Genomic DNA, 19,844 nt, shown 5'->3' with positions numbered 1-19,844 from the left:
CCCCTCAGTAACGGAACAGGCGCCAGCCCAGCAGGCGGGCGGCCAGCACCAGCAGCTTGGCCATGGCGAAGTAGAGGACGGCGGCCAGGGCGAAGTATTCGAAGGTGCGGAAGGTCTTGACGTTGAGTGCCTGGGTGACGCCGGTGAGGTCGTCGGTCAGGCCCACCACCACGCCGAGGGAGGTCATCAGCATGGCCCAGACCAACTGGTTGGTCAGCGGGTAGAACACCACCCGCAGCAGCTGCGGGATCACCACCAGGCGATAGGCCTGCGGCGCGCTCATGCCCAGCGAGCGGGCCGCCCGCAACTGGGTCTCGGGCACCGCCTGGAGGCCGCCGCGGAAGGTCTCGGCGAGGTAGCCGGCGTTGTTGAAGGTGACCCCGGCGAGCAGGGCGAACCAGGAACTGACGTGCAGGCCGAAGGAGCCCAGGCCGAAGTAGAGGATGTAGATCTGGAACAGCGCCGGGGTATTCCGCGCGATGGAGATCCAGGCTCCGGCGGCGGCGCGCAGCGGGCGGTTGCCGCCGAGCCGGGCGAAGGCCAGGAGCAGGGCGATGAGGATGCCGAAGAGCATCGACAGCGCGGTGACCTGGAGCGTCACCAGGCTGCCGGCGAGCATCTCCGGCAGGGCGTTGAACGCCGAGCGCCAGTGGAAGGTGTAGTCGAACATCAGCAGTCCTCGCTCAACCAGGCGGGCAGCCCGGCGGGGGCCCGCCCGCCGACGGCGGCCTCGACGCAGCCGGCGAGGCCGGCGAAGCGCACCTGGCGGCCGACCAGTCCGGGGGCGTAGTGGGCATACTTGGCGGAGTTGGTCATCAGGGTGCGCGCGCCCGGCGGCACCAGCGGTTCGTCGAGCATGCACCAGCAGGTGTCGGTGACCAGCCGCGCGCCGAACGCCTGCAGCGTCGCCAGGTGCCCGGCCGCTTCGGCCTGGGCGACGACCTGCCGGCTGCTGGTGATCACCAGCGCTACCTCCGGGTGTCTGCGGCGGCCGTGGCAGAGCGCGGCGAGCTGGGCGAATTCGCTGGCGGAGAAGTGCGGGTTGCCCAGCGCCACCAGGTCGATCCGCGTCTCGCCGGCGCTGTCCAGCTCGCGCCAGGCGTCGCGCAGGCGCTCGCGTCCGACCCGCAGGGTCCGCCGCGGCGCGCGGCCGCCGAAGGCGCTGGCCAGGTCAGGGGCTTCCGGGGTGACGCCGATGACGTGGAACATCGGCACCGAGGAACTGGTGCCCAGCGCCGCGCCGAAGGCCTTGAGCGCGTCGTGGTCCGGCTGCCGCTGCCGCAGGCCGTTGATCGCCGGGATCTGCCCGTCGCAGAGCAGGCCGCAGAGGTAGCCGAGGGTCGGGTAGAAGGCATCGTCGACGCTGCCGAGGTCTTCCACTTCGATCAGTACCCGCGCCTGGCGCTGCTCGTCGAGGTGGCAGCCGGCCAGCGGCGCGCGACCGGTGAGGGCGCAGCAGATATCCATGAAGTCGGCGTACTTGTTGGTGCGTGCGCCGAGCACGCTGTTGGCGAAGAGCACCGCGTTGGACTCGGCCCAGACGATCTGTTCGCCGGCCCGCGCGCTGTCGTCGAGCAGGTAGGGCGCGCAGGTGAAGCTGGGCTGCGCGCCCATGTCGAGATAGGCCTGGGCCAGGGCCGCGGCTGGCTCGCCGAGGGCGGCGGGTACGCCCTGTTCGCGCCAACGGCGCTGGTCCACGGAGATGGCGTTGAGGGTGGTCGGTACCCGCACCCGGGCACCGAGGTCGCGCAGGGTCTCGGCGAAGCGCAGGCCGGCCGGGCCGGTGTAGATGCAAGCGTCGATGTGCGCGCGCTGGATGTCGATCAGCCGTTGCGCGCCCTGCAACGCCGCCATGCGCAGGACGATGCGCATCGCCAGGCGTGCGGCTTCGCCGTGTTCGCCGGCGAGCAGGGCCTGGTCGAAGGCGTCCAGTCGTGGGCCGGCATCGGTCGCCAGCGCTTCGGCGGGTCGGGTCTCCAGCGGCGGCGGGGCATCGCGGTGGAGTTCCAGGCGTCCGTCGGCCAGGCGCGCCCAGGGATAGGCGGCGAGTTCGTCGAAGCGCTCGCCGAGACAGGCGATGGGTAGCGAGCGGCCGAACAGTTCCTCGGCGACGATCGCGCCGAGGGCGAGGATTTCGTCCGGTTCGCGCAGGAGGATCGCCGCCGGCGCACGTCCGCCGAGGATCAGTTCCAGCAGTACGCTGCTGCCGGTACAGGAGCCGCGCCCACCGGGAATCGCCAGCAGCCTGCCGTGTAGATGGCGGCCGCTGAGCGGGTGGTGACGGTCGATCACTTCCGCGCTGCGCGGGTCGACGCCGCCCCAGAAGCTCAGGCCGGTCGGTGCGTACAGCAGTTCGCCGGACGCGCTGCCGGCGACCAGGGTACGGGGAACGATGAGGTGTGCGTGCTTCATCGGCGCATCCAGGACGGGGGGAAACGGCGCGGCCCGGCGGCGGACCGCGCCCTCGGCTTCAGCGGTAGACCGCGCTGGTGGTCAGCTCCGGCGCCGTGCCGCCGACCCATTTCTGCGCCAGCTCGGCGTAGCGGCCGGTGCGCACCTGCTGGTTGATGAACAGGTTCAGGTAGTTGAGCAGGCCGTATTCGTTGCGCTTGGCGCCGAGGGCCACGTAGTCGATGTCATAGGGCGCGTCACCGGCGATCTTCAGGCCCTTGTACTTGCCCGACTTGATCCACGAGGCGGCGACGGTGGAAGAGACGACCGTGGCGTCGATATGCCCCTGGCTGATCGCCAGGGCGGTGTCGGCCTCGGACTGGTAGGCGCGGAAGCTGCCCTTGGCGTCGCCCCAGGCCTTGCTGTCCTTCTCCAGGGCCAGCGCCTCGAAGGTGCCGGCGGTGCCGCCGACCGGGCGGCCCTTGAGGTCCTCGTAGCTGGCGATGCCGGTGTCCTCGCGGGTCAGTACCACCTTGACGAAGGCGAAGTAGGGGATGCTCATGCCGATGGTCTTGGCCCGCTCCAGGGTGTCCGAGGTGGATGCGACGATCACGTCGGCGCGACCCGACACCAGCGCCGGGATGCGGTCGGGAAAGGGCGTCTCGACGATCTCCGCCTTGACGTCCAGGGCCTTCGCCAGGTCGTTGCAGTAATCGACGTCGAAGCCCACCGGGTTGTTCTGTGCATCGCGCGAGCCCATCGGCGGAAAGTCCAGGGTGACGGCGCAGCGCAGCTTGCCGGACTCGATGATGTCGTCGAGCTTGTCGGCCTGGGCGAGACCGGCGAGGGAACAGCCCAGGGCAGCGGTGAGGGCTAGGGCAAGGGTCTTCTTGGTATTCATGGGGGCCTCTGGCGATGCGGTTGAGTGGGAGGGCGGCAAATCCCGTATTTGTGATTTCGTATACGATATTTTAAGTGAGCAATGGCTGTGCCAGAACCTCGTCCGACGGCGATAAAAAACCTTTCGCTGGAGCGCGACCGCTTTGGCTGGCGCGTCGCTGTGCCAGGCCGCGCCGGACTGCGCCCCGCTCGGGCGCGGCCGGCGGTGTTACAAAAGGGAGCAGGATTGCTACCGCCGCCCCGTGGCGGGGCGAGGCGTTACGCTTTTCGGGGCTGGCGATGGGTCTCGCGGTACTGGCTCGGCGAGAGTCCGGTGAGCGCCTTGAACTGGCGGCTGAAGGCGCTGTGGTCGGTGTAGCCGCAGCGCAGGGCGATCTCGGTGATCGGCGCGTCGCCGGCGAGCAGTTGCGAGGCGGCGCCGAGCCGCGCCTTGTGGATCATCTGCCGTGGGGTGAGCTGGAAGATGCGCTTGCAGTGACGTTCCAGTTGCGCCACCGAGAGCCCGGCGATGGCAGTGAGATCGGCGAGGCTGAGCGGCTGGTCGTAGTGCTCGCGGATATGCGCATCCACCGCCGCCAGCCGGCCGTAGGCCGGGTGCGCCGACTGCGCCGCCGGCAGGTCGTGGGAGATGCCGGCCATGCCGATGATCGCCCCGTCGGCATCGCGCAGCGCCTGCTTGTGGGTCAGGCACCAGCCCGGCTGGCGACCGGGATAGAGGTGCAGCTCCAACTGGTTCTCCAGCGTCGCGCCGCCGCGCAGCACGCGCCGATCCTGCTCGGCATAGAGCGGACCGAGGCTGGAAGGGAAGACCTCGTCGGCGCTGCGGCCGAGCAGTTCGGCCTTGTCCTTCACGCCGCAGCGGCGTGCCAGGGTGCGGTTGACCAGGACGTAGCGGGCGCGCTCGTCCTTGACGAAGAACACCACGCCGGGCATGGCGTCGAGCAGCGCCTCGACCTGGCGCAGGCTGGCCAGCAGGCTGGCGAGGTCGGCGGGGGGCGGGGCGGCGAGCAGGTCGTGCATCGGGGCGAAGGCCTGGCTGGGGGACCGCGCCAGCATACGGGGCGCCGGCGGCCGGGAACAGGGCCCGGCCGCGCGCCTCAGTTGCCCGGCGAGTCGCAGCGCAATGGCACCGTGCGCACGCGGCGCAGGTAGAAGAGGCAGGTGGCGCCGAGCAGCAGCGTCATCAGGACGAACTCGACGGCCAGGGTCGTCTGCGTCGCTTCCAGGTAGTCGCCATGGCGCTCCAGCCTGTGCGCGAACACCGCGCCGAGCAGCGCCGAGCCGAGGCCGAGGGAGGCCTGCTGGACGGTGGCGAGCATGGCGCTGCCGGCGCCGGCCTGGGCGGCCGGCACCTCCGAGAGGCCGATGCGGAAGAAGCTGCTGACGATGAACGCCTGGCCGAAGCCGATCACCAGGGTCGCCGGCGCCAGGTTGAGGATGCCCGGCTGCGGCCAGACCCGTTGCAGGGTCAGCATCAGGCCGAGCAGGCCGCACATCTGGATGACGCAGCCGAGCAGCAGCAGGCGTACCGGGCCGATCCGCGCCGCCACCCGGGCGGTGAGCAGCGCCGAGACGAAGTAGGAGGCGCCGAGGGCGATGAAGGCATTGCCGGCCTGTACCGGCGAGAGACCGGCGCCGGCCTGCAGGGCCAGGGCGAGGGCGAACATGAAGCCGCTCCAGCAGGCGAAGAACAGGATCGCCAGCAACAGGCCGAAGCGGATGCTCGGCAGGCGCAGCAGCGACGGCGGCAGCAACGGCCAGGCCTGGCGGCGTTCCTGGCGCAACTCGGTGCGCCACAGCCAGGCCAGCAGCGGCACCGCCGCCGCCAACAGCAGGGCGCAGGGCCAGGACCAGTGCAGCGATGGGCCGAGAGCCAGCGGCAGCAGCAGGCAGAGGATCAGCGCGGCGAGCAACAGGGTGCCCGGCGCGTCGACGCGGGCGGCATGCTCGGCGCGGGTCTCCGGTACCCAGCGGCGGCTGCAAAGGAGAATGCCGAGGCAGATCGGCAGGTTGATCAGGAACACGCTGCGCCAGCCGAGGCCGCCGATGTCGGCGGAGACCAGGAAGCCGCCGAGCACCTGGCCGACGACGAAGGCCAGGCCGCCGATGGCGCCGTAGGCGGCCAGCGCGCGGGAATGCGCGTGGCCGCTGAGGCTGACATGCAGGGTGGCGAGAATCTGCGGCACGACCAGCGCCGCGCCGACGCCCTGCAGGGCGCGCGCCACCAACAGCAGCCAGACCGAACCGGCCAGCCCGCAAAGCAACGAGGCGACGGCGAACAGGGCGACGCCGAGAACGAACAGGCGGCGACGGCCGTAGTTGTCGCCAAGCCGGCCGCCCATCGCCAGGCACACGGCGAAGGCCACGCCGTAGACGGCGACGATCAGTTCCAGTTCGGTTTCGCTGGCGCCGAGGGAATGGGCGAGGGCGTCGAGGGCGACGTTGACGATGGAGAAATCGATCATCGGCAACAGTTGCCCCGCCAGCAGGATGCAGAGCCCGGCGAGGCCGAGCCGCGACGACGAGACGGTGCTGGGCATGGGCGGAGTCCTTGTGCGGAAGGGAGTGGGCTGGCAGCATGCGCTTCTGGCTAACCCGGTACCAGTTCTTGCTTATCCTGGTATTGGCGCTACCCGTCTGCCCTTCGGAGGACTTCGCCATGCCCCTCGACGCCCCTGCCAGCCACGCTGCGGAAAGCCCCGCGCAGCCGTCCCGCGCCGAACAGCTGGGGGCCTTCCTGCGCCGCCGGCGGGAAAGCATCGAGCCGCAGCGGGTCGGCATTTCCCGCCTCGGCCGCCGACGCACGCCGGGCCTGCGTCGCGAGGAGGTGGCGCAGCTCGCCGGGGTCGGCGTGACCTGGTACACCTGGCTGGAGCAGGGCCGCGCGGTACGCGCTTCGGAGCAGGTGATCGGAGCCATCGCCCGGGCCCTGCTGTGCAACGAGACGGAAACCCACCACCTGTTCAACCTCGCCGGGCTGGCCGCGCCGACCTCGGCGCGGCGGGCGGTCTGCGAGAAGCCCTCGGCCGCCACCCAGGCCATCCTCGATGCCCTCGACCCGTTGCCGGCCATGGTGCAGAACGCCCGTTTCGACATCCGCGGCTACAACCGCGCCTATTGCCGGCTGGTGGGCATCGACCTGGCGGAGATCCCCGAGGAAGACCGCAACTGCATCTACCTGGCGCTGACCCACGAGCGCTGGCGCTACTGCATGGCCAACCGCGAGGAGGCGTTGCCGCGGATGGTCGGCTTCTTCCGCGCGGCAATGGTCGAGCGCATGGGCGATCCGCTGTGGGAGCGGCAGTTGCAGCGCTGCCTGGAGGCTTCGGCGGAGTTCCGCGAGATCTGGCGGCGCAACGAGGTGATGGGTATCGAAAACCAGCTCAAGCGCTTCCGTCATGCGCGCTGCGGCGAATTCGAACTGCAGCAGACCAACTGGTGGTCGGCGCCGAAGAACGGCGATCGCCTGCTGGTCTTCGTCCCCCTCGACGACCACGCCCGCGACTGCCTGGAGCAACTTTGAGTCGGCGCCCTGTCCCGTAGCCAGCGCCTGCTCGACCTGCTGCAGATTCTGCGCCGGCACCGTTACCCGGTGGCCGGGCATGTGCTCGCCGGCGAACTGGGGATCAGCCTGCGCACCCTCTACCGCGATATCGCCACCCTGCGACAGCAGGGCGCGCACATCGAGGGCGGCGCCGGCACCAGGCGTTGCTGCGCGAGTGGCGTGAACGGGAAAGCATCGCCGCGCAGTGAGTGAATGCTGCCGGAAACTGACAGACGGCCACCGCCTGCGGGTCTAGCGCCCGGCGCTGTAGCGGCTCAGAGCCGGAACTCCTCGGCGATCAGTTCGCCGAGGCGCTCCAGCGCCGGCGGCCGCTCTCCCGGGGCGAAGGCCAGGCGAATGCGGTGGGCGGGCAGTTCGGCGAAGCCCTCCGCCGGCCCCAGCACGCGCATCGTCGGGCCGACCCGCGCACGGTCGATCACGCCGATCGCCAGGCCGCCTTCGATGGCCGCTTCCAGCGCCGCCGCGCCGGGACTGCTGACCACCGTGCGCCAGCGCCGGCCCGTCGCGCCGAGGGCTTCCAGCAGCGCCTGCCGATAGGGACAACCCTGGCCGTGCAGGGCCAGCGGCAGCGGGCGTTGCGGATCGATCCGCAGGCCGTGGCCGGCGACCCACACCGGCTGGGTGCCGCCGATCTCGCGGGAGTGCCCGTCGTACGGGGTTTCGTCTTGCGCTTGCACCAGCAGGGCGAGGTCCAGCTGGCCGCGCCGCAGGCGTCCGGCCAGCCTGCCGCTGGCGTCGGTGAGCACCTCCAGCTCCAGCGCCGGCAGTTCCGCGCCGAGGCGTGGCAGGAGGCGGCCGAGCAGCTTGCCGGCGTATTCCTCGGAAATGCCGAAGCGCACGCGCAGCGGCTCTTCCCGTCTGCGCAACCCGGCGAGCACGCGGTCGTGGGTTTCCAGCAGCTCGGCGGTCTGGCGCTGGAACCGCTGCCCCAGCGGGGTCAGCCGCACCGACTGGTTGTCGCGCTCGAACAGCCGGCCACCGGCCAGTTCCTCCAGGCGCCGGACGTGGGTGCTCACCGCCGAGGGGCTGCGGTTGAGGTGGCTGGCCGCGGCGAGAAAGCGGCCGAAGCGCAGGATGGCATGGAAGGTACGCAGCAGCTCGATATCCAGGTTGGCGCTCATGGTTCCGATTTCCTGCATGACTGGTGCAGATAGTTTCGTTTGATAGTAGCGGCGGAGGCCGCCTAGCCTCGACTCGAACCTGACCGACGGAGGCGAGCGATGCGCGCGACCACCTGCACCCCGCGAGCGATGCCCGGGGCGACCCGCCTGCTGGCCGTGCAACTGGGGATGGTACTGGCCTGGAGTTCCGGCTTCGTCGGCTACCGCTATGCCATGGAACAGGCGCCGGTGTTCCTCACAAGCTTCTGGCGCTTCGCCGTTTGCCTGGCGCTGCTGCTGCCCTTCGCCTGGGCCGGGCTGCGCCGGTTGTCGGCGCGCCAGTGGCGGCGCCAGGCGCTGATCGGGGCGTTGGCCTACGCGGGCTACATCGCGCCGATCGCCAAGGCCATCGAACTCGGCGTTTCGCCGGGCGTGGCGGCGCTGATGGCCGACCTGTTGCCGCTGCTGGTGGCCTTGCTGGCGCTGGTCCTGCCGGGGCAGCGAACGCGGCCGGGGCAGTGGCCGGGGATCGCCCTGGGCGTCGCCGGGGTGCTCTGGGCCGGGCATGCGGCGCTGGCGCTGGGGCGGGCGCCGGGCTGGGCCTACGGCCTGCCGCTGCTGGGCATGCTGGCGCTGGCCCTGGCCACCCTGTTGCAGAAGCGCTGGGACGATGCGCCGGGATCGCTGGCCGTGGTGCTGTTCGTGCAGATCGGCGCCGCGCTGCCGGCGTTCGCCGGCCTGGCGCTGGCGGAGGGTAGCCTGCGGCCGCCGCTGTCCGGCGGATTCCTGTTCGGGCTCGCCTGGCTGGTGCTGCTGCCCACCTTCGGCGGCTACGGCCTGTACTGGCTGGGCCTGCGCCATCTTTCCGCACAGGGTGGCAGCGCGGCGCTGTACCTGAGCCCGGCGCTGACCCTGCTATGGGCGCACTGGATGTTCGCCGAGCCGCTGACACCCATGCTGCTGGGTGGTCTGCTGCTGTCGCTGGCCGGCCTCGGCTGGCTGTATCGCGCCGAGCGTCGCTAGCCGGCGTCGCCCTGCCAGCGGGCCAGGGTCTCCAGGCGCGCCGGGCTGAACGGCGGACGCGGCGCCGGAGGCGTCCAGCCGAACAGGAATTGCGCGGCGCTGCCGCATATCCGCCCCTGGCAGGCGCCCATGCCGCAACGGCTGTGCAGCTTGGCCTCGGTCCAGCCGGCATGCCCGGCCAGCGCGGCCAAGGGGACGTCTTCGCAACGGCAGACCAGGGTATCCGCCTCCGCCAGTTGACGCAGTTCGGCACGCAGGGCGAAGTGTCGCGCCAGGGTGTCGGCGAAGCCCTGCCAGCGTCGCCGTCGTGGCCACAGGCGGCGAGCCGCGTCGCGCTCGTCGACGGCGGCATGGCCGGCGATGGCGCCTTCCACCAGGGCCAGTTCGCTGCCGCCGAAGCCGGTGCATTCGCCGGCGGCGTAGTGGTCGGGCAGGCTGCCGGCCTGCCATTCGTCGACGGCGAGCGCCGGGCCGTCGAGGCGATAGCCGAGGGCCTGGCCGAGTTGCACGTTGGGCACCAGGCCGAAGCCGCAGGCCAGGCGTTCGCAGGCGATCTCGCGGACCCGACCGCCTTCGCGCAGGCGCACGGCTTCCAGGCGCTCCTCGCCGAGGGCGGCGAGCACGTAGCTGTCGGCGCGGTAGCTACGGGCGAACAGGCCGGCGGCCTGCCACAGCTTGCCGGGCCAGCGCGGGAGGCGTACGGCGAAGGCGGCCAGGGTTCTCGCCGGCGCCTGTTCGGCGACGCGCAGCAGGCGCGCCCCGCACTGGCTGGCGCTGGCGGCGCTGGCCAGCAGCAGCGGGCCGGAGCCAGCCACCACCAGGCGCTGGCCGGCCAGTGGCAGGCCGCCCTTGGCCAACGCCTGCAGGCCGCCGGCGCCGGTGACGCCGGGGAGGGTCCAGCCGGGAAAAGGCAGCAGCAGTTCGCGGGCGCCGGTGCAGAGGACCAGGCGTCGGTAGCCGACCTGCCAGCCACGTTGCGGGTCTTCCAGCAACAGGCGCCTGCCGGGACCGCAGGCGACCACCCGGGTCGCCGGGAAGTGCTCGACATTGGCCTGCCCGGCCAGGCGTTGGCGCATCTGATGGGCACGCGGCGGCAGGCTGGCACGCGGGCCGTCGCGCCAGATCTGTCCGCCGGCGGCCGGGTTGTCGTCGACCAGGGCGATGCGCGCGCCGCTCGGCGCGGCGGCCAGCGCTGCGGCCAGGCCGGCGGGGCCTGCACCGACGATCAGCAGGTCGTAGTCGGCGCTCATGCCTGGGTCTCCACGCGCATGCCGGATTGGCAGACGGTCTGGCAGGCCAGGCGTCGCCGACCGTCGATCAATACCCGGCATTCCTGGCACGCGCCCATGCCGCAGAACGGCGCGCGCCGCCCGCCGCCGACCGCGCTGCGGGAGCAGCCGTCGCCGCCGAGGGCGAGGGCGGCCGCCACGCTGGTACCGACGGCGACCCGCAGCGGACGCCGGTCGATGAACAGTTCGATCATGGACGGGCACTCCCGGAGCTGGAGAGGAAGCGTTGCGGCAGATAAGGCGTGGCATCCAGCGGCGGCGTTTCGCCGAACAACTGGGCGGCGAGCAGGCGCGCGCTGCCCGGCGCGGTGGTCACGCCCAGGCCCTCGTGGCCGACTGCCAGCCACAGGCCCGGCTGCGCCGGGTGCTCGCCAAGCAGCGGCAGGCCGTCCGGAGTGGCGGCGCGGAAGCCGGTCCAGGCGCGGATCGCATTGAGGCCGGCGAGCCCCGGCAGGTAGTCCAGGGCACGCCGCAGCATGCGCGCCAGCACCGGGCCTTCCACCTGCGGGTCGAGCGTGTCGAACTGCCGCGAGGAGCCGAGGAAGACCTGCCCGGTGGGGCGTGGCTGGGCGTTGAAGGCTACCGAGGTACCGCTGCTGGCGTGGGCGCTGCTGACATAGCCGAGTTCCACCAGTTGATGGCGGAGGGTGCCGGGATAGCGGTCGGTGATCAGCAGGTGGCCTTTCTTCGGGCGGATCGGCAGCTCCGCGCACAGCTCGCCGGCATGGATGCCGTTGGCCAGCACCAGCGCCTCGGCGCTCAGCCAGCGGCCGTCGGCCAGGCGCAGGCGGCTGCCGTCCACTTCGCTGACTTCGGCGTGCAATCGACGCAGGCGCGGGCCGGCTCGTTCGAGCAGCCAGCGCGCCGCGTTGGGCGCGTAGAGGATGCCGTCGCCCGGCACCTTCAGGGCGCCGGCGAGGCCTGGCCGCAAGACCGGTTCCAAGTCACGCAGGCGCGCGGCGTCGAGCATCTCGCAGGCGACGCCGGCGGCCAGCAGGGCCTGGCGCTTGCGCTCGGCTTCGGCGAGTTCGGCGGCGTCGGCGGCCAGCCAGAGGGTGCCGCAATTGCGGTACGCGCAGTCTTCCGGCAGATCCGCCGCCCAGGTGCGCCAGGCCTGGATCGAGTAGTCGCTGAGGGCCAGTTCGGCCGGGTTGTCGTCCATCGCCACCAGGTGCCCCATGCCCACCGCGGTGGCACCGCCGCGGCGGCTGTCCAGCACCAGTACGTCGAGGCCGCGACGCGCCAGTTCATGGGCGCAGGCGCTGCCGACGATGCCGGCGCCGACCACGATGACCTCGGCGTTCACCGGCGGATGCCCCAGGCGAACGGATCGTCGTCCGCCAGCAGCAGGGTGGCTTCCGCGCTGACGTGGGCGCGGCCGCGGATGGTCGGCACGATGCGCCCGCCGGGCTGGCCGTCGAGCCATTCGTAACGCCCCTCGAACTGGCTGCCGATCACGCTCGCCTGGCGCCAGGGCTGGCCGGGCAGCAGCTTGCCGTCGGCGGCCAGGCAGGCCAGCTTGGCGCTGGTGCCGGTGCCGCAGGGCGAGCGGTCGTAGGCCTTGCCGGGACAGAGCACGAAGTTGCGGCTGTCGGCGTGGGGATCGTCGGCGAACAGTTCGATGTGATCGATGGCGCCGCCGTCCTCGCCGCGGATGCCCTGGTCTTCCAGCGCCTGCTGGACGGCGACGGTGTAGGCGGTGAGGGCGTCGAGGTTGTCGCCGGCGATGCGCTGGCCGTGTCCGGCGACTAGGAAGAACCAGTTGCCGCCCCAGGCGATGTCGCCGCTGACCCGGCCGATGCCGGGCACTTCGACGCTGACCTGGCGACGGTAGCGGTAGGCCGGCACGTTGCGCACGCTGACCGAGCCGTCCTCGTGGAGGGTCGCCTCGACCTCGCCGACCGGCGTCTCGATGCGGTGCACGCCGGGACCGATCCGCCCGAGGTGTGCCAGCGAGGCGACCAGGCCGATGGTGCCGTGGCCGCACATGCCGAGGTAGCCACTGTTGTTGAAGAAGATCACTCCGGCACAGGCTTCGGGATCGACCGGTGCGCAGAGCAGGGCGCCGACCAGTACGTCGCTGCCGCGCGGTTCGAGGATGCAGGCGGCGCGCCAGGCGTCGTGGCGCTCGCCGAGCAGGCGCCGGCGCTCGGCCATGTCGCCCTGGCCGAGATCGGGAAAACCGCCGATGACCAGGCGGGTGGGCTCGCCGCCGGTATGCGAATCGATGATGCGGATGCGTTGCATGGTGGCCCTCGCCTGTGCCGGGGAATGCGCCACAGGGTGGCGTTTCGGCGGGGCGGGGCGCTTGAGGGTTTTCGCTCAGGCGGATGACGAAAGCGGCATAGCCGGGATGGCCCGGCTCAGGTGCTGGCCGGGCGGTTCGGCAGGTGTTCGTAGAGGGTCCGGCAGACCCCGACGATATGTGCCTCGATCAGTGCCGCGGCCCGTTCGGCATCGCCGGCGCGACAGGCGGCGACGATCTCGCGGTGTTCCTGGTCGGCGCGCTGCTTGCCTTCGGACAGGCTCATCTGCATGCGCAGGTAGCGTTCCAGCTTGTCGTGGATGGAGCGGATCAGGTTGACCAGGAACGGCCGCTGCGCCGGTTCGTAGAGGCAGGCGTGCAGTTGCCAGTTGAGTTCGGCCCAGCGGCCGACGTTGTCTTCGCCGACGAAGTCGGCGCAGATCGCCTCGGCGCGGGCGAAGGTGGTCTCGTCCATGTTCGGCACCGCCAGGCGGATCGCCTGCGCCTCGAGCAGCACCCGCACTTCGAACATCTGCGCCAGTTCCGGTTCGGAAATACGCGTCACCACCGCGCCCTTGTTGCGCTGGAACAGCACCAGGCCTTCCGCTTCCAGGCGCTTGAGGGCCTCGCGGACGGGAATCTTGCTGACATTGAAGAGTTGCGCGATGTCGTCCTGGCGGATCGGTTCGTCCTCGGCGAAATGCCCGGCGATGATCGCTTCGCGCAGGTGCTTGGCGATGATCTCGGAGGCCGAAGGAGCGATGCCCAGGTTAGGGGCGTTGAGCATGGAGAGAGGCAAGCGGGGCAACCTGCGTGGCGTTGGGAACGTGCGGGATATTGTATACGAACGCTCGGCGGCTGCCGCTGCCGGTTGGCGCCTTCTGCGCAGGCGTGTTGGTTGGCTCCAGTGGGCCTCCGTGCTGCTGCGGGACGCTCTTGGCGTGATGCCTCCCACGCAGGAGAGGTGCGGGCGGCGGCGCATGTTTCGCAGGGCGAAACGCTCTTCCGGAAAGTTCGCGGAGAGGCTGGACAATAGAAAATTAGCTTGCTAATAATTCGCTCGCTCATGTATTTCGGGGCGTCCGCGATGGCCAAGCCTTCCTTCTTTTCCTCCGACCTGGTGCAGGTGCTGCTGTGCCCGCGTCTGCACGAACTGCAGTTCGCCGTGAAGGCCCTGCTGGCCGGCGGGTTGGCCCTGTACCTGGCCTTCAGCCTGGAGCTGGAGCAGCCGCAATGGGCATTGATGACGGTGTTCGTGGTCAGCCAGCCCTATAGCGGCATGGTCCTGGCCAAGGGCATGTTCCGCCTGATCGGCACCTGCGCCGGTGCGCTGGTGTCCATCGGCATGGTCGCGCTCTATGGTCAGGCGTCGCTGCCCTTCCTCCTGCTGATGGCGCTCTGGCTGGCGTTCTGCACCGCCGGCGCGTCGCTGCTGCACAACCATGCGTCCTACGGTTTCGTCCTGGCCGGCTACACCGCGGCGATCGTCGCCCTGCCGGCCAGCGCCGATCCGGCGACGGTGTTCGACCAGGCGGTGGCCCGCTGCTCGGAGATCGGCCTGGGCATCCTCTGCGCGGCGCTGGTGAATGTACTGCTCTGGCCGCGGCGCCTGGAACGCCAGTTGGCGAACCAGGGCAAGGCGGCCTGGGAGGCCGGCTTGCAGGCGGCCGCGGCGGAGCTGCGCGGCGCCGACGAACGCGGCGAGCTGCTCGCGGCGCTGGGGCGGATCGCCGCGGCGGACGCCCAGCGCGACCACGCCTGGTTCGAGGGTGCGCTCGGCCGCGCCCGCTCCCAGGCCTTGCGCGTGCTAGGCCTCGACCTGCTCGGCCTGCTGCGCGCGGCGCGCAAGGTGGCTCGCGAGCGGAGGCTGCTCGATCCGGCCAGCGCGCACGCCTTGCAGCCCTGGCTGGAAGAACTCGAGGCACTGTTGCGCGAGGGCCGCCAGGCCGAGTTCGAGGCCTGCCGGCAGCGCTTGCGCCTGGCGCTGGACGCGGCGCACGGACAGTTGCACCTGTGCCTGGTCTGCCTCGAACGCCTGCTCGGCGAGGCGAGGGCGGCCGGGCGCAGCGTCGAGGCGCTGGTCTATGGTGCGCCCACCCGCCAGGCGCCGGGCGCCATCGCCTGGCACCGGGACATCGAGCGCGGCGTGCTGTTCGGCCTGCGCAGCGCCCTGGCGTTCCTCTGCGTGGCCGCGTTCTGGCTGGCCAGCGCCTGGCCGAGCGGGTTGGGCGCGGTGTCGATCACCGGGGTGGTGCTGAGTCTCTTCGCCAGCCGCGACAACCCGGCCCAGGCCGGCCTGAACTTCCTTCGCGGGATCCTCCTGTCGATCCCGCTGGCCGGCTTCGTCGCACTGTTCTACCTGCCCGGCGTGGACGGCTTCCCGCTGCTCTGCCTGGGCCTGGGCGTACCGCTGTTCTTCGCCGCGCTGTGCGTGAACCGGGCGAGCCTGGCCGGGATCGCCTCGCCGTTCTGCATCTTCTTCGTGAAGAACGTCGCGCCGAGCAACAGCATGAGCTACGACCTCGCGCACTTCCTCAACAACGCCCTGTCGACGGTGCTCGGGGTGGCCTTCGCCGTGCTGGTGTTCAACCTGGTCAGCCTGCGGCCGGGCGAACGCCATTACCGGCGCATGCTGCAGGCCACCCTCGGCGACCTGGCGCGGCTCACCCTGCGCTCGCCGGCGCAGGCCGAGGCCTGGTTCGGCGGGCGCACCGCGGATCGCCTGATCCGCCTGGCGCAGCGCTACGACCGTTTGCCGGAGGGGCGCCGCCAGCCCTGGTCGGACGGCCTGATGGGACTCGACTTCGGCGACGAGCTGCTCTACCTGCGGCAGTGCCTGGAGGAGGTCCCGGCGTCCCTGGCGCAGGCCCGCGACCGCTACCTGCGGCGCCTGCGCCTGGCGCTGCTGGGCGATGGCCCGCGGGCTGAGCGTGAACACGCCCTCGACCCGCCGACCGCGCGCCTGCTCAAGGCCCTGGCCGCCAGCCCGCTGGCCGGCAGCGAACGCGGCGAGCTGGCCGGCGCCGCGCTGGTGCAGTTGCAGGCCACCTGGCGGCAGTGGTGCCGCAGCCATGCTCCGGCCGGGACGGCGCTGCGCGCGGACCCGCTCCCCGGAGCCGGGCGCTAGTTCTGCGGTGGCCGGCCACATTGACCGCGCAAGCCCCGAACCACTAAGCTGCGCGCCTTGCGACAGGTGCCCCGCAAGGGGTGAAACAGGGAAGCTGGTGCGTTCCGTCGGAACCAGGCCAGCGCTGCCCCCGCAACGGTAGGCGAATCAGACAGCCGCTCGATGACCACTGTGCTCCGGCATGGGAAGGCGCGGCTGGAAGCGTCCAGCGCTTCGCTCGCGAGCCCGGAGACCGGCCTGACGCACCCACGGCATCGCGGAGGGCGCTGTCGGACGTCTCCTGCCGTCGCTTCGTCCTCCGTCTGCCTCAACCCAGGTCGCGCGGGTGAGAGCGACGGAGCAGCGCAGAGCATGAACAGAGTTTTCCTGACCCCGGCAGCCGTGGCGCTGTGCGGCGCGTCTTCCCTGAGCCTGGCCGAACCGGTCAGCCTTGCCGACCAGGTGGTGACCGCCACCCGTACCGCCCAGACCGCTTCCCAGAGCCTGGCGGCGGTGAGCGTCATCGACCGCGAGGATATCGAGCGCAGCCAGGCGCGCAGCGTGCCGGAGCTGTTGCGCCAGGTACCCGGCGTGTCGCTGGCGAACAACGGCGGTTTCGGCAAGAACACCACGCTGTTCCTGCGCGGCACCGAGTCCGACCATGTGCTGGTGCTGATCGACGGCATCAAGGTCGGCTCGGCCAGCGCTGGCCTCACCGCGTTCCAGGACTTGCCGGTGGAGCTGATCGAGCGCATCGAGGTGGTCCGCGGGCCGCGTTCCAGCCTGTACGGCTCGGAGGCCATCGGCGGGGTGATCCAGATCTTCACCCGGCGCGGCGACGGCCAGGGCGCCAAGCCGTTCTTCTCCGCCGGTTACGGCACCCATCAGACCCTGGAGGGCAGCGCCGGGGTCAGCGGCGGCGCCGGCAACGGCTGGTACAGCCTCGGGGTGAGCAGCTTCGATACGGCGGGGATCAACACCAAGCGCGCCGGTACTGCGGGCTATGAGCCAGACCGAGACGGCTACCGCAACCTGTCCGGCAACCTGCGCGGCGGCTATCGCTTCGACAATGGCCTGGAACTCGACGGCACCCTGGTCAGGGCCAAGTCGCACAACGACTATGACCAGGTCCTCGGCAACTCTGGTTTCAATACCAACGCCGACGGCGAGCAGAACCTGGTCGGCGGCCGTGCCCGCTTCACTCCGCTCGATCCCTGGCTGGTGACCCTCCAGGCAGGGCGCAGCGAGGACAAGGCCGATGCCTATCAGGATGGCCGTTTCTACTCGCGCTTCGATACCCGTCGCGACAGCCTGTCCTGGCAGAACGACCTGACCCTGGCCGAAGGCCATGTGCTGACCCTCGGCTACGACTGGCAGAAGGACGAGATCAGCAGCAGCGAAGCCTTCAGCGTCGACTCGCGGCTGAACAAAGGCTGGTTCGCCCAGTACCTCGGCCGGTACGGTCGCCAGGATTGGCAACTGAGCCTGCGCCGCGACGACAACCAGCAGTTCGGCGTGCACGACACCGGCAGCGCCGCCTGGGGCTACGCGCTGAGCGACGCGCTGCGCTTCACCGTCAGCTACGGGACGGCGTTCAAGGCGCCGACCTTCAACGAACTCTACCTCCCCGACTACGGCAATCCCGACCTGGACGCCGAGACTTCGCGCAGCCTGGAGGTCGGTCTCAGCGGTACGCACGACTGGGGGCACTGGGCGGTGAATGCCTATCGTACGGACATCGACTCGCTGATCACCTATACAACCCGTCAGGGGCTTTATGTGCCGTTCAACATCGACGAAGCGCGCATCCGTGGCGTCGAACTGGTCCTCGGCAGCCAGTGGCTGGGCTGGGACTGGAACGCCAACGCGACCTTCCTCGACCCGCAAAACCGTTCCGGCGGCGTCAACGACGGCAACGAACTGCCGCGCCGGGCGCAGCGGATGTTCAACCTGGAACTGGACCGGCGCTTCGAGCGTCTTTCGCTGGGCGCCAGCGTGCACGCCGAAGGCCGACGCTATGATGACCCGGCCAACGAGGTGCGCCTGGGCGGCTACGCCACCCTCGACCTGCGCAGCGAGTACCGGCTGAACGACGAATGGCGCCTGCAGGGCCGGATCGCCAACCTGTTCGGTGCCGACTACGAAACCGCGTATGGCTACAACCAGCCTGGCCAGGCGGTCTACCTCAGCGTGCGCTACCAGGCCCTGTGAGGCCGGGTATTTCGAATGAACGAGGCGACGGCGCGGCCGCGTCGCCGCAAGGAGTGATCGACGATGAACGAATCCCCCGAGAAGGACCAGCGCCACCGCGAGCGGATGGAGCGCAAGAAGGCCGTGGTCGACGAGAAGATCGCCCAGGCCCGCGACGAACGCGGCGTGCTCCTGGTGCATAGCGGCAACGGCAAGGGCAAGAGCAGCTCGGCCTTCGGCATGGTCGCGCGGGCCCTGGGCCATGGCATGAAGGTCGGTGTCGTGCAGTTCATCAAGGGCGCCGCCAGCACCGGCGAGGAAGCCTTCTTCCGGCGCTTCCCCGAGGAAGTCAGCTATCACGTGATGGGCGAGGGCTTCACCTGGGAGACCCAGGACCGCCAGCGCGACATCGCCAAGGCCGAGGCGGCCTGGAAGGTCGCCGCGCAATTGCTGGCCGACCCGGACGTTGGCCTGGTGGTGCTGGACGAACTGAACATCGCCCTCAAGCACGGCTACCTGGAACTGGACAGGGTCCTCGCCGACATCCAGGCGCGCCCGGCCATGCAGCATGTGGTGGTGACCGGCCGCGGCGCGCAGCCGGGGATGGTCGAGGCCGCCGACACGGTGACCGAGATGAGCCTGGTCAAGCACGCGTTCAAGGCCGGGATCAAGGCGCAGAAAGGAGTGGAGTTCTGATGCCGGCGCCATGCGCGGAGACGCTTCGCCCATGACCCAGGCACGCTGTCCGGCCCTGCTGATCGCCGCCCCGGCCTCCGGCCAGGGCAAGACCACCGTCACCGCCGCTCTGGCCCGCCTGCATGCGCGCCAGGGGCGACGGGTGCGGGTGTTCAAGTGCGGACCGGACTTCCTCGACCCGATGATTCTCGCTCGCGCCTCCGGCGCGCCGGTCTACCAGCTCGACCTGTGGATGGTCGGCGAGGCCGAAGCGCGACGCCTGCTGGCGCGGGCCGCCGGCGAGGCCGACCTGATCCTCATCGAAGGGGTGATGGGCCTGTTCGATGGCAACCCCTCGGCGGCAGACCTGGCGCGGCGTTTCGGCGTGCCGGTGCTGGGAGTGATCAACGGCGCGGCGATGGCCCAGACCTTCGGCGCGCTGGCCTACGGCCTGGCGCATTTCCAGCCGGACCTGCCGTTTTCCGGAGTGCTCGGCAACCGCGTCGGCAGCCAGCGCCACAGCGACATCCTGCGCGATTGCCTGCCGCCCGGCATGCGCTGGTTCGGCGGTCTGCCGCGCTCGGCCGAATTCGAATTGCCGAGCCGCCACCTGGGCCTGGTCCAGGCCGAGGAACTGGCCGATCTCGATGTACGCCTGGACGCCGCCGCCGACGCCTTGCTGGCCAGCGCCGAGACCGACCTGCCGGAGCCGGTGACCTTCGAGGTGCCCGCTCCGGCGCCGCTGCAACGCAGCCTGGAAGGCGTGCGCATCGGCGTGGCCCGCGACGCCTCGTTCGCCTTCCTCTACCAGGCCAATCTCGACCTGCTGCGCGAACTCGGCGCCGAGCTGGCGTTCTTCTCGCCGCTGCAGGACCAGGCGTTGCCCGCCGTGGACAGCCTGTACCTGCCGGGCGGCTATCCCGAACTGCACCTGGGGCGCCTGCAGGGCAATCGCGCCATGGCCGAGGCGATCCGAGCCCACCATGCCGCCGGCAAGCCGCTGCTGGCCGAGTGCGGCGGCATGCTCTACCTGCTCGACTGCCTGGAAGACGCCGACGGCGAGCGCGGCGAACTGCTCGGCCTGCTGCCGGGCCGGGCGCGCCTGCAGAAGCGCCTGACCGCCCTGGCCTTGCAGGAGGTCGAGCTGCCGGAAGGGCGGCTGCGCGGGCATACCTTCCATCACTCGACCCTCGACTGCGCCGTCGAGCCTCTGGCCCGTGGCGTCTGCCCGAACGGCCGGAACACGGCGGAGGCGGTGTTCCGTCTTGGCCGGCTGACGGCTTCCTATATCCATTTCTACCTGCCTTCCAACCCGCAGGCCGCCGCCGCGTTGCTGGCGCCCGCGCGAGACGCCGACTGA

Annotated in this window: 18 protein-coding genes and 1 riboswitch; of the genes, 7 read left to right on the top strand and 11 right to left on the bottom strand. The window is 70.8% G+C overall.

Annotation, left to right across the window (positions count from 1 at the left end; genetic code table 11):
- Positions 1 to 4: 4 nt before the first annotated feature.
- The 5 genes from ACYAF3_RS00805 to ACYAF3_RS00785 all read right to left on the bottom strand — a co-directional run bounded on the left by ACYAF3_RS00805 (position 5) and on the right by ACYAF3_RS00785 (position 5,831).
- Positions 5 to 670, bottom strand: coding sequence for an amino acid ABC transporter permease (locus ACYAF3_RS00805; RefSeq protein ID WP_003082559.1), 666 nt, complete (start codon positions 668 to 670; stop codon positions 5 to 7).
- On the bottom strand, positions 670 to 2,412 hold the full coding sequence (lhpI, locus tag ACYAF3_RS00800) for a cis-3-hydroxy-L-proline dehydratase (protein ID WP_128669438.1): 1,743 nt from the start codon (positions 2,410 to 2,412) through the stop codon (positions 670 to 672). Before lhpI ends, ACYAF3_RS00805 begins: the two co-directional genes overlap by 1 nt.
- A 58-nt stretch (positions 2,413 to 2,470) precedes the next feature.
- Positions 2,471 to 3,292, bottom strand: a complete 822-nt coding sequence (locus ACYAF3_RS00795; RefSeq protein WP_003082561.1) for an ABC transporter substrate-binding protein — start codon at positions 3,290 to 3,292, stop codon at positions 2,471 to 2,473.
- A gap of 257 nt (positions 3,293 to 3,549) precedes the next feature.
- On the bottom strand, positions 3,550 to 4,347 hold the full coding sequence (locus ACYAF3_RS00790) for an AraC family transcriptional regulator (protein ID WP_003110834.1): 798 nt from the start codon (positions 4,345 to 4,347) through the stop codon (positions 3,550 to 3,552).
- Between the two features lie 41 nt (positions 4,348 to 4,388).
- On the bottom strand, positions 4,389 to 5,831 hold the full coding sequence (locus ACYAF3_RS00785; protein WP_003114961.1) for an MFS transporter: 1,443 nt from the start codon (positions 5,829 to 5,831) through the stop codon (positions 4,389 to 4,391).
- Between the two features lie 38 nt (positions 5,832 to 5,869).
- Here ACYAF3_RS00785 and ACYAF3_RS00780 point away from each other — a divergent pair, with 38 nt between their 5' ends.
- Both ACYAF3_RS00780 and ACYAF3_RS00775 read left to right on the top strand, forming a co-directional pair.
- The gene (locus ACYAF3_RS00780) at positions 5,870 to 6,814 is read left to right on the top strand and encodes a helix-turn-helix transcriptional regulator (protein WP_003082569.1); all 945 of its coding nucleotides are present in this window, start codon (positions 5,870 to 5,872) and stop codon (positions 6,812 to 6,814) included.
- A 69-nt stretch (positions 6,815 to 6,883) separates the two neighbouring features.
- Positions 6,884 to 7,048 (top strand): HTH domain-containing protein, encoded by a 165-nt coding sequence (locus ACYAF3_RS00775; RefSeq protein WP_394547541.1) that lies wholly within the window; start codon positions 6,884 to 6,886, stop codon positions 7,046 to 7,048.
- Between the two features lie 62 nt (positions 7,049 to 7,110).
- Here the strand turns inward: ACYAF3_RS00775 and ACYAF3_RS00770 are convergent, their stop codons facing one another.
- Complete coding sequence (locus tag ACYAF3_RS00770; protein WP_003082572.1) at positions 7,111 to 7,977, bottom strand: LysR family transcriptional regulator; 867 nt, start codon at positions 7,975 to 7,977, stop codon at positions 7,111 to 7,113.
- A 99-nt stretch (positions 7,978 to 8,076) separates the two neighbouring features.
- On the opposite strand from ACYAF3_RS00770, the gene ACYAF3_RS00765 reads away from it, so the two are divergent.
- On the top strand, positions 8,077 to 8,979 hold the full coding sequence (locus tag ACYAF3_RS00765; protein WP_003114958.1) for a DMT family transporter: 903 nt from the start codon (positions 8,077 to 8,079) through the stop codon (positions 8,977 to 8,979).
- Here the strand turns inward: ACYAF3_RS00765 and ACYAF3_RS00760 are convergent.
- The 5 genes from ACYAF3_RS00760 to ACYAF3_RS00740 form a co-directional block, all read right to left on the bottom strand.
- Positions 8,976 to 10,229 carry an NAD(P)/FAD-dependent oxidoreductase gene (locus ACYAF3_RS00760; RefSeq protein WP_003114957.1) on the bottom strand — a complete coding sequence of 418 codons (1,254 nt, stop codon included), beginning with the start codon at positions 10,227 to 10,229 and terminating at the stop codon, positions 8,976 to 8,978. The two genes, ACYAF3_RS00765 and ACYAF3_RS00760, sit on opposite strands and share 4 nt — an antisense overlap.
- Positions 10,226 to 10,462, bottom strand: a complete 237-nt coding sequence (locus ACYAF3_RS00755; protein ID WP_003114956.1) for a (2Fe-2S)-binding protein — start codon at positions 10,460 to 10,462, stop codon at positions 10,226 to 10,228. The genes ACYAF3_RS00760 and ACYAF3_RS00755 overlap by 4 nt, the downstream gene beginning before the upstream one ends.
- Entirely contained in the window at positions 10,459 to 11,574 is a 1,116-nt protein-coding gene (gene lhpB / locus ACYAF3_RS00750) for a D-hydroxyproline dehydrogenase subunit beta LhpB (RefSeq protein WP_003120522.1), read from the bottom strand. Before lhpB ends, ACYAF3_RS00755 begins: the two co-directional genes overlap by 4 nt.
- Entirely contained in the window at positions 11,571 to 12,515 is a 945-nt protein-coding gene (locus ACYAF3_RS00745) for a 4-hydroxyproline epimerase (RefSeq protein ID WP_003082577.1), read from the bottom strand. Before ACYAF3_RS00745 ends, lhpB begins: the two co-directional genes overlap by 4 nt.
- A 116-nt stretch (positions 12,516 to 12,631) precedes the next feature.
- Positions 12,632 to 13,300 carry a GntR family transcriptional regulator gene (locus tag ACYAF3_RS00740; protein ID WP_003086767.1) on the bottom strand — a complete coding sequence of 223 codons (669 nt, stop codon included), beginning with the start codon at positions 13,298 to 13,300 and terminating at the stop codon, positions 12,632 to 12,634.
- A 300-nt stretch (positions 13,301 to 13,600) separates the two neighbouring features.
- Here ACYAF3_RS00740 and ACYAF3_RS00735 point away from each other — a divergent pair, with 300 nt between their 5' ends.
- The 4 genes from ACYAF3_RS00735 to ACYAF3_RS00720 all read left to right on the top strand — a co-directional run bounded on the left by ACYAF3_RS00735 (position 13,601) and on the right by ACYAF3_RS00720 (position 19,844).
- Positions 13,601 to 15,640 (top strand): FUSC family protein, encoded by a 2,040-nt coding sequence (locus ACYAF3_RS00735; RefSeq protein ID WP_003123102.1) that lies wholly within the window; start codon positions 13,601 to 13,603, stop codon positions 15,638 to 15,640.
- Positions 15,641 to 15,687: 47 nt separating this feature from the next.
- Positions 15,688 to 15,895, top strand: a riboswitch (cobalamin riboswitch).
- A gap of 96 nt (positions 15,896 to 15,991) precedes the next feature.
- Positions 15,992 to 17,830: a TonB-dependent vitamin B12 receptor gene (btuB, locus tag ACYAF3_RS00730; RefSeq protein ID WP_003107028.1), complete on the top strand. Its 1,839-nt coding sequence runs from the start codon at positions 15,992 to 15,994 to the stop codon at positions 17,828 to 17,830.
- Positions 17,831 to 17,893: 63 nt separating this feature from the next.
- Entirely contained in the window at positions 17,894 to 18,505 is a 612-nt protein-coding gene (cobO, locus tag ACYAF3_RS00725; protein WP_003082589.1) for a cob(I)yrinic acid a,c-diamide adenosyltransferase, read from the top strand.
- Positions 18,506 to 18,536: 31 nt separating this feature from the next.
- Entirely contained in the window at positions 18,537 to 19,844 is a 1,308-nt protein-coding gene (locus ACYAF3_RS00720) for a cobyrinate a,c-diamide synthase (protein WP_003107030.1), read from the top strand.

Source organism: Pseudomonas sp. TZ252 (assembly GCF_056110345.1).
This window is presented reverse-complemented; position numbering and strand designations above follow the sequence as displayed.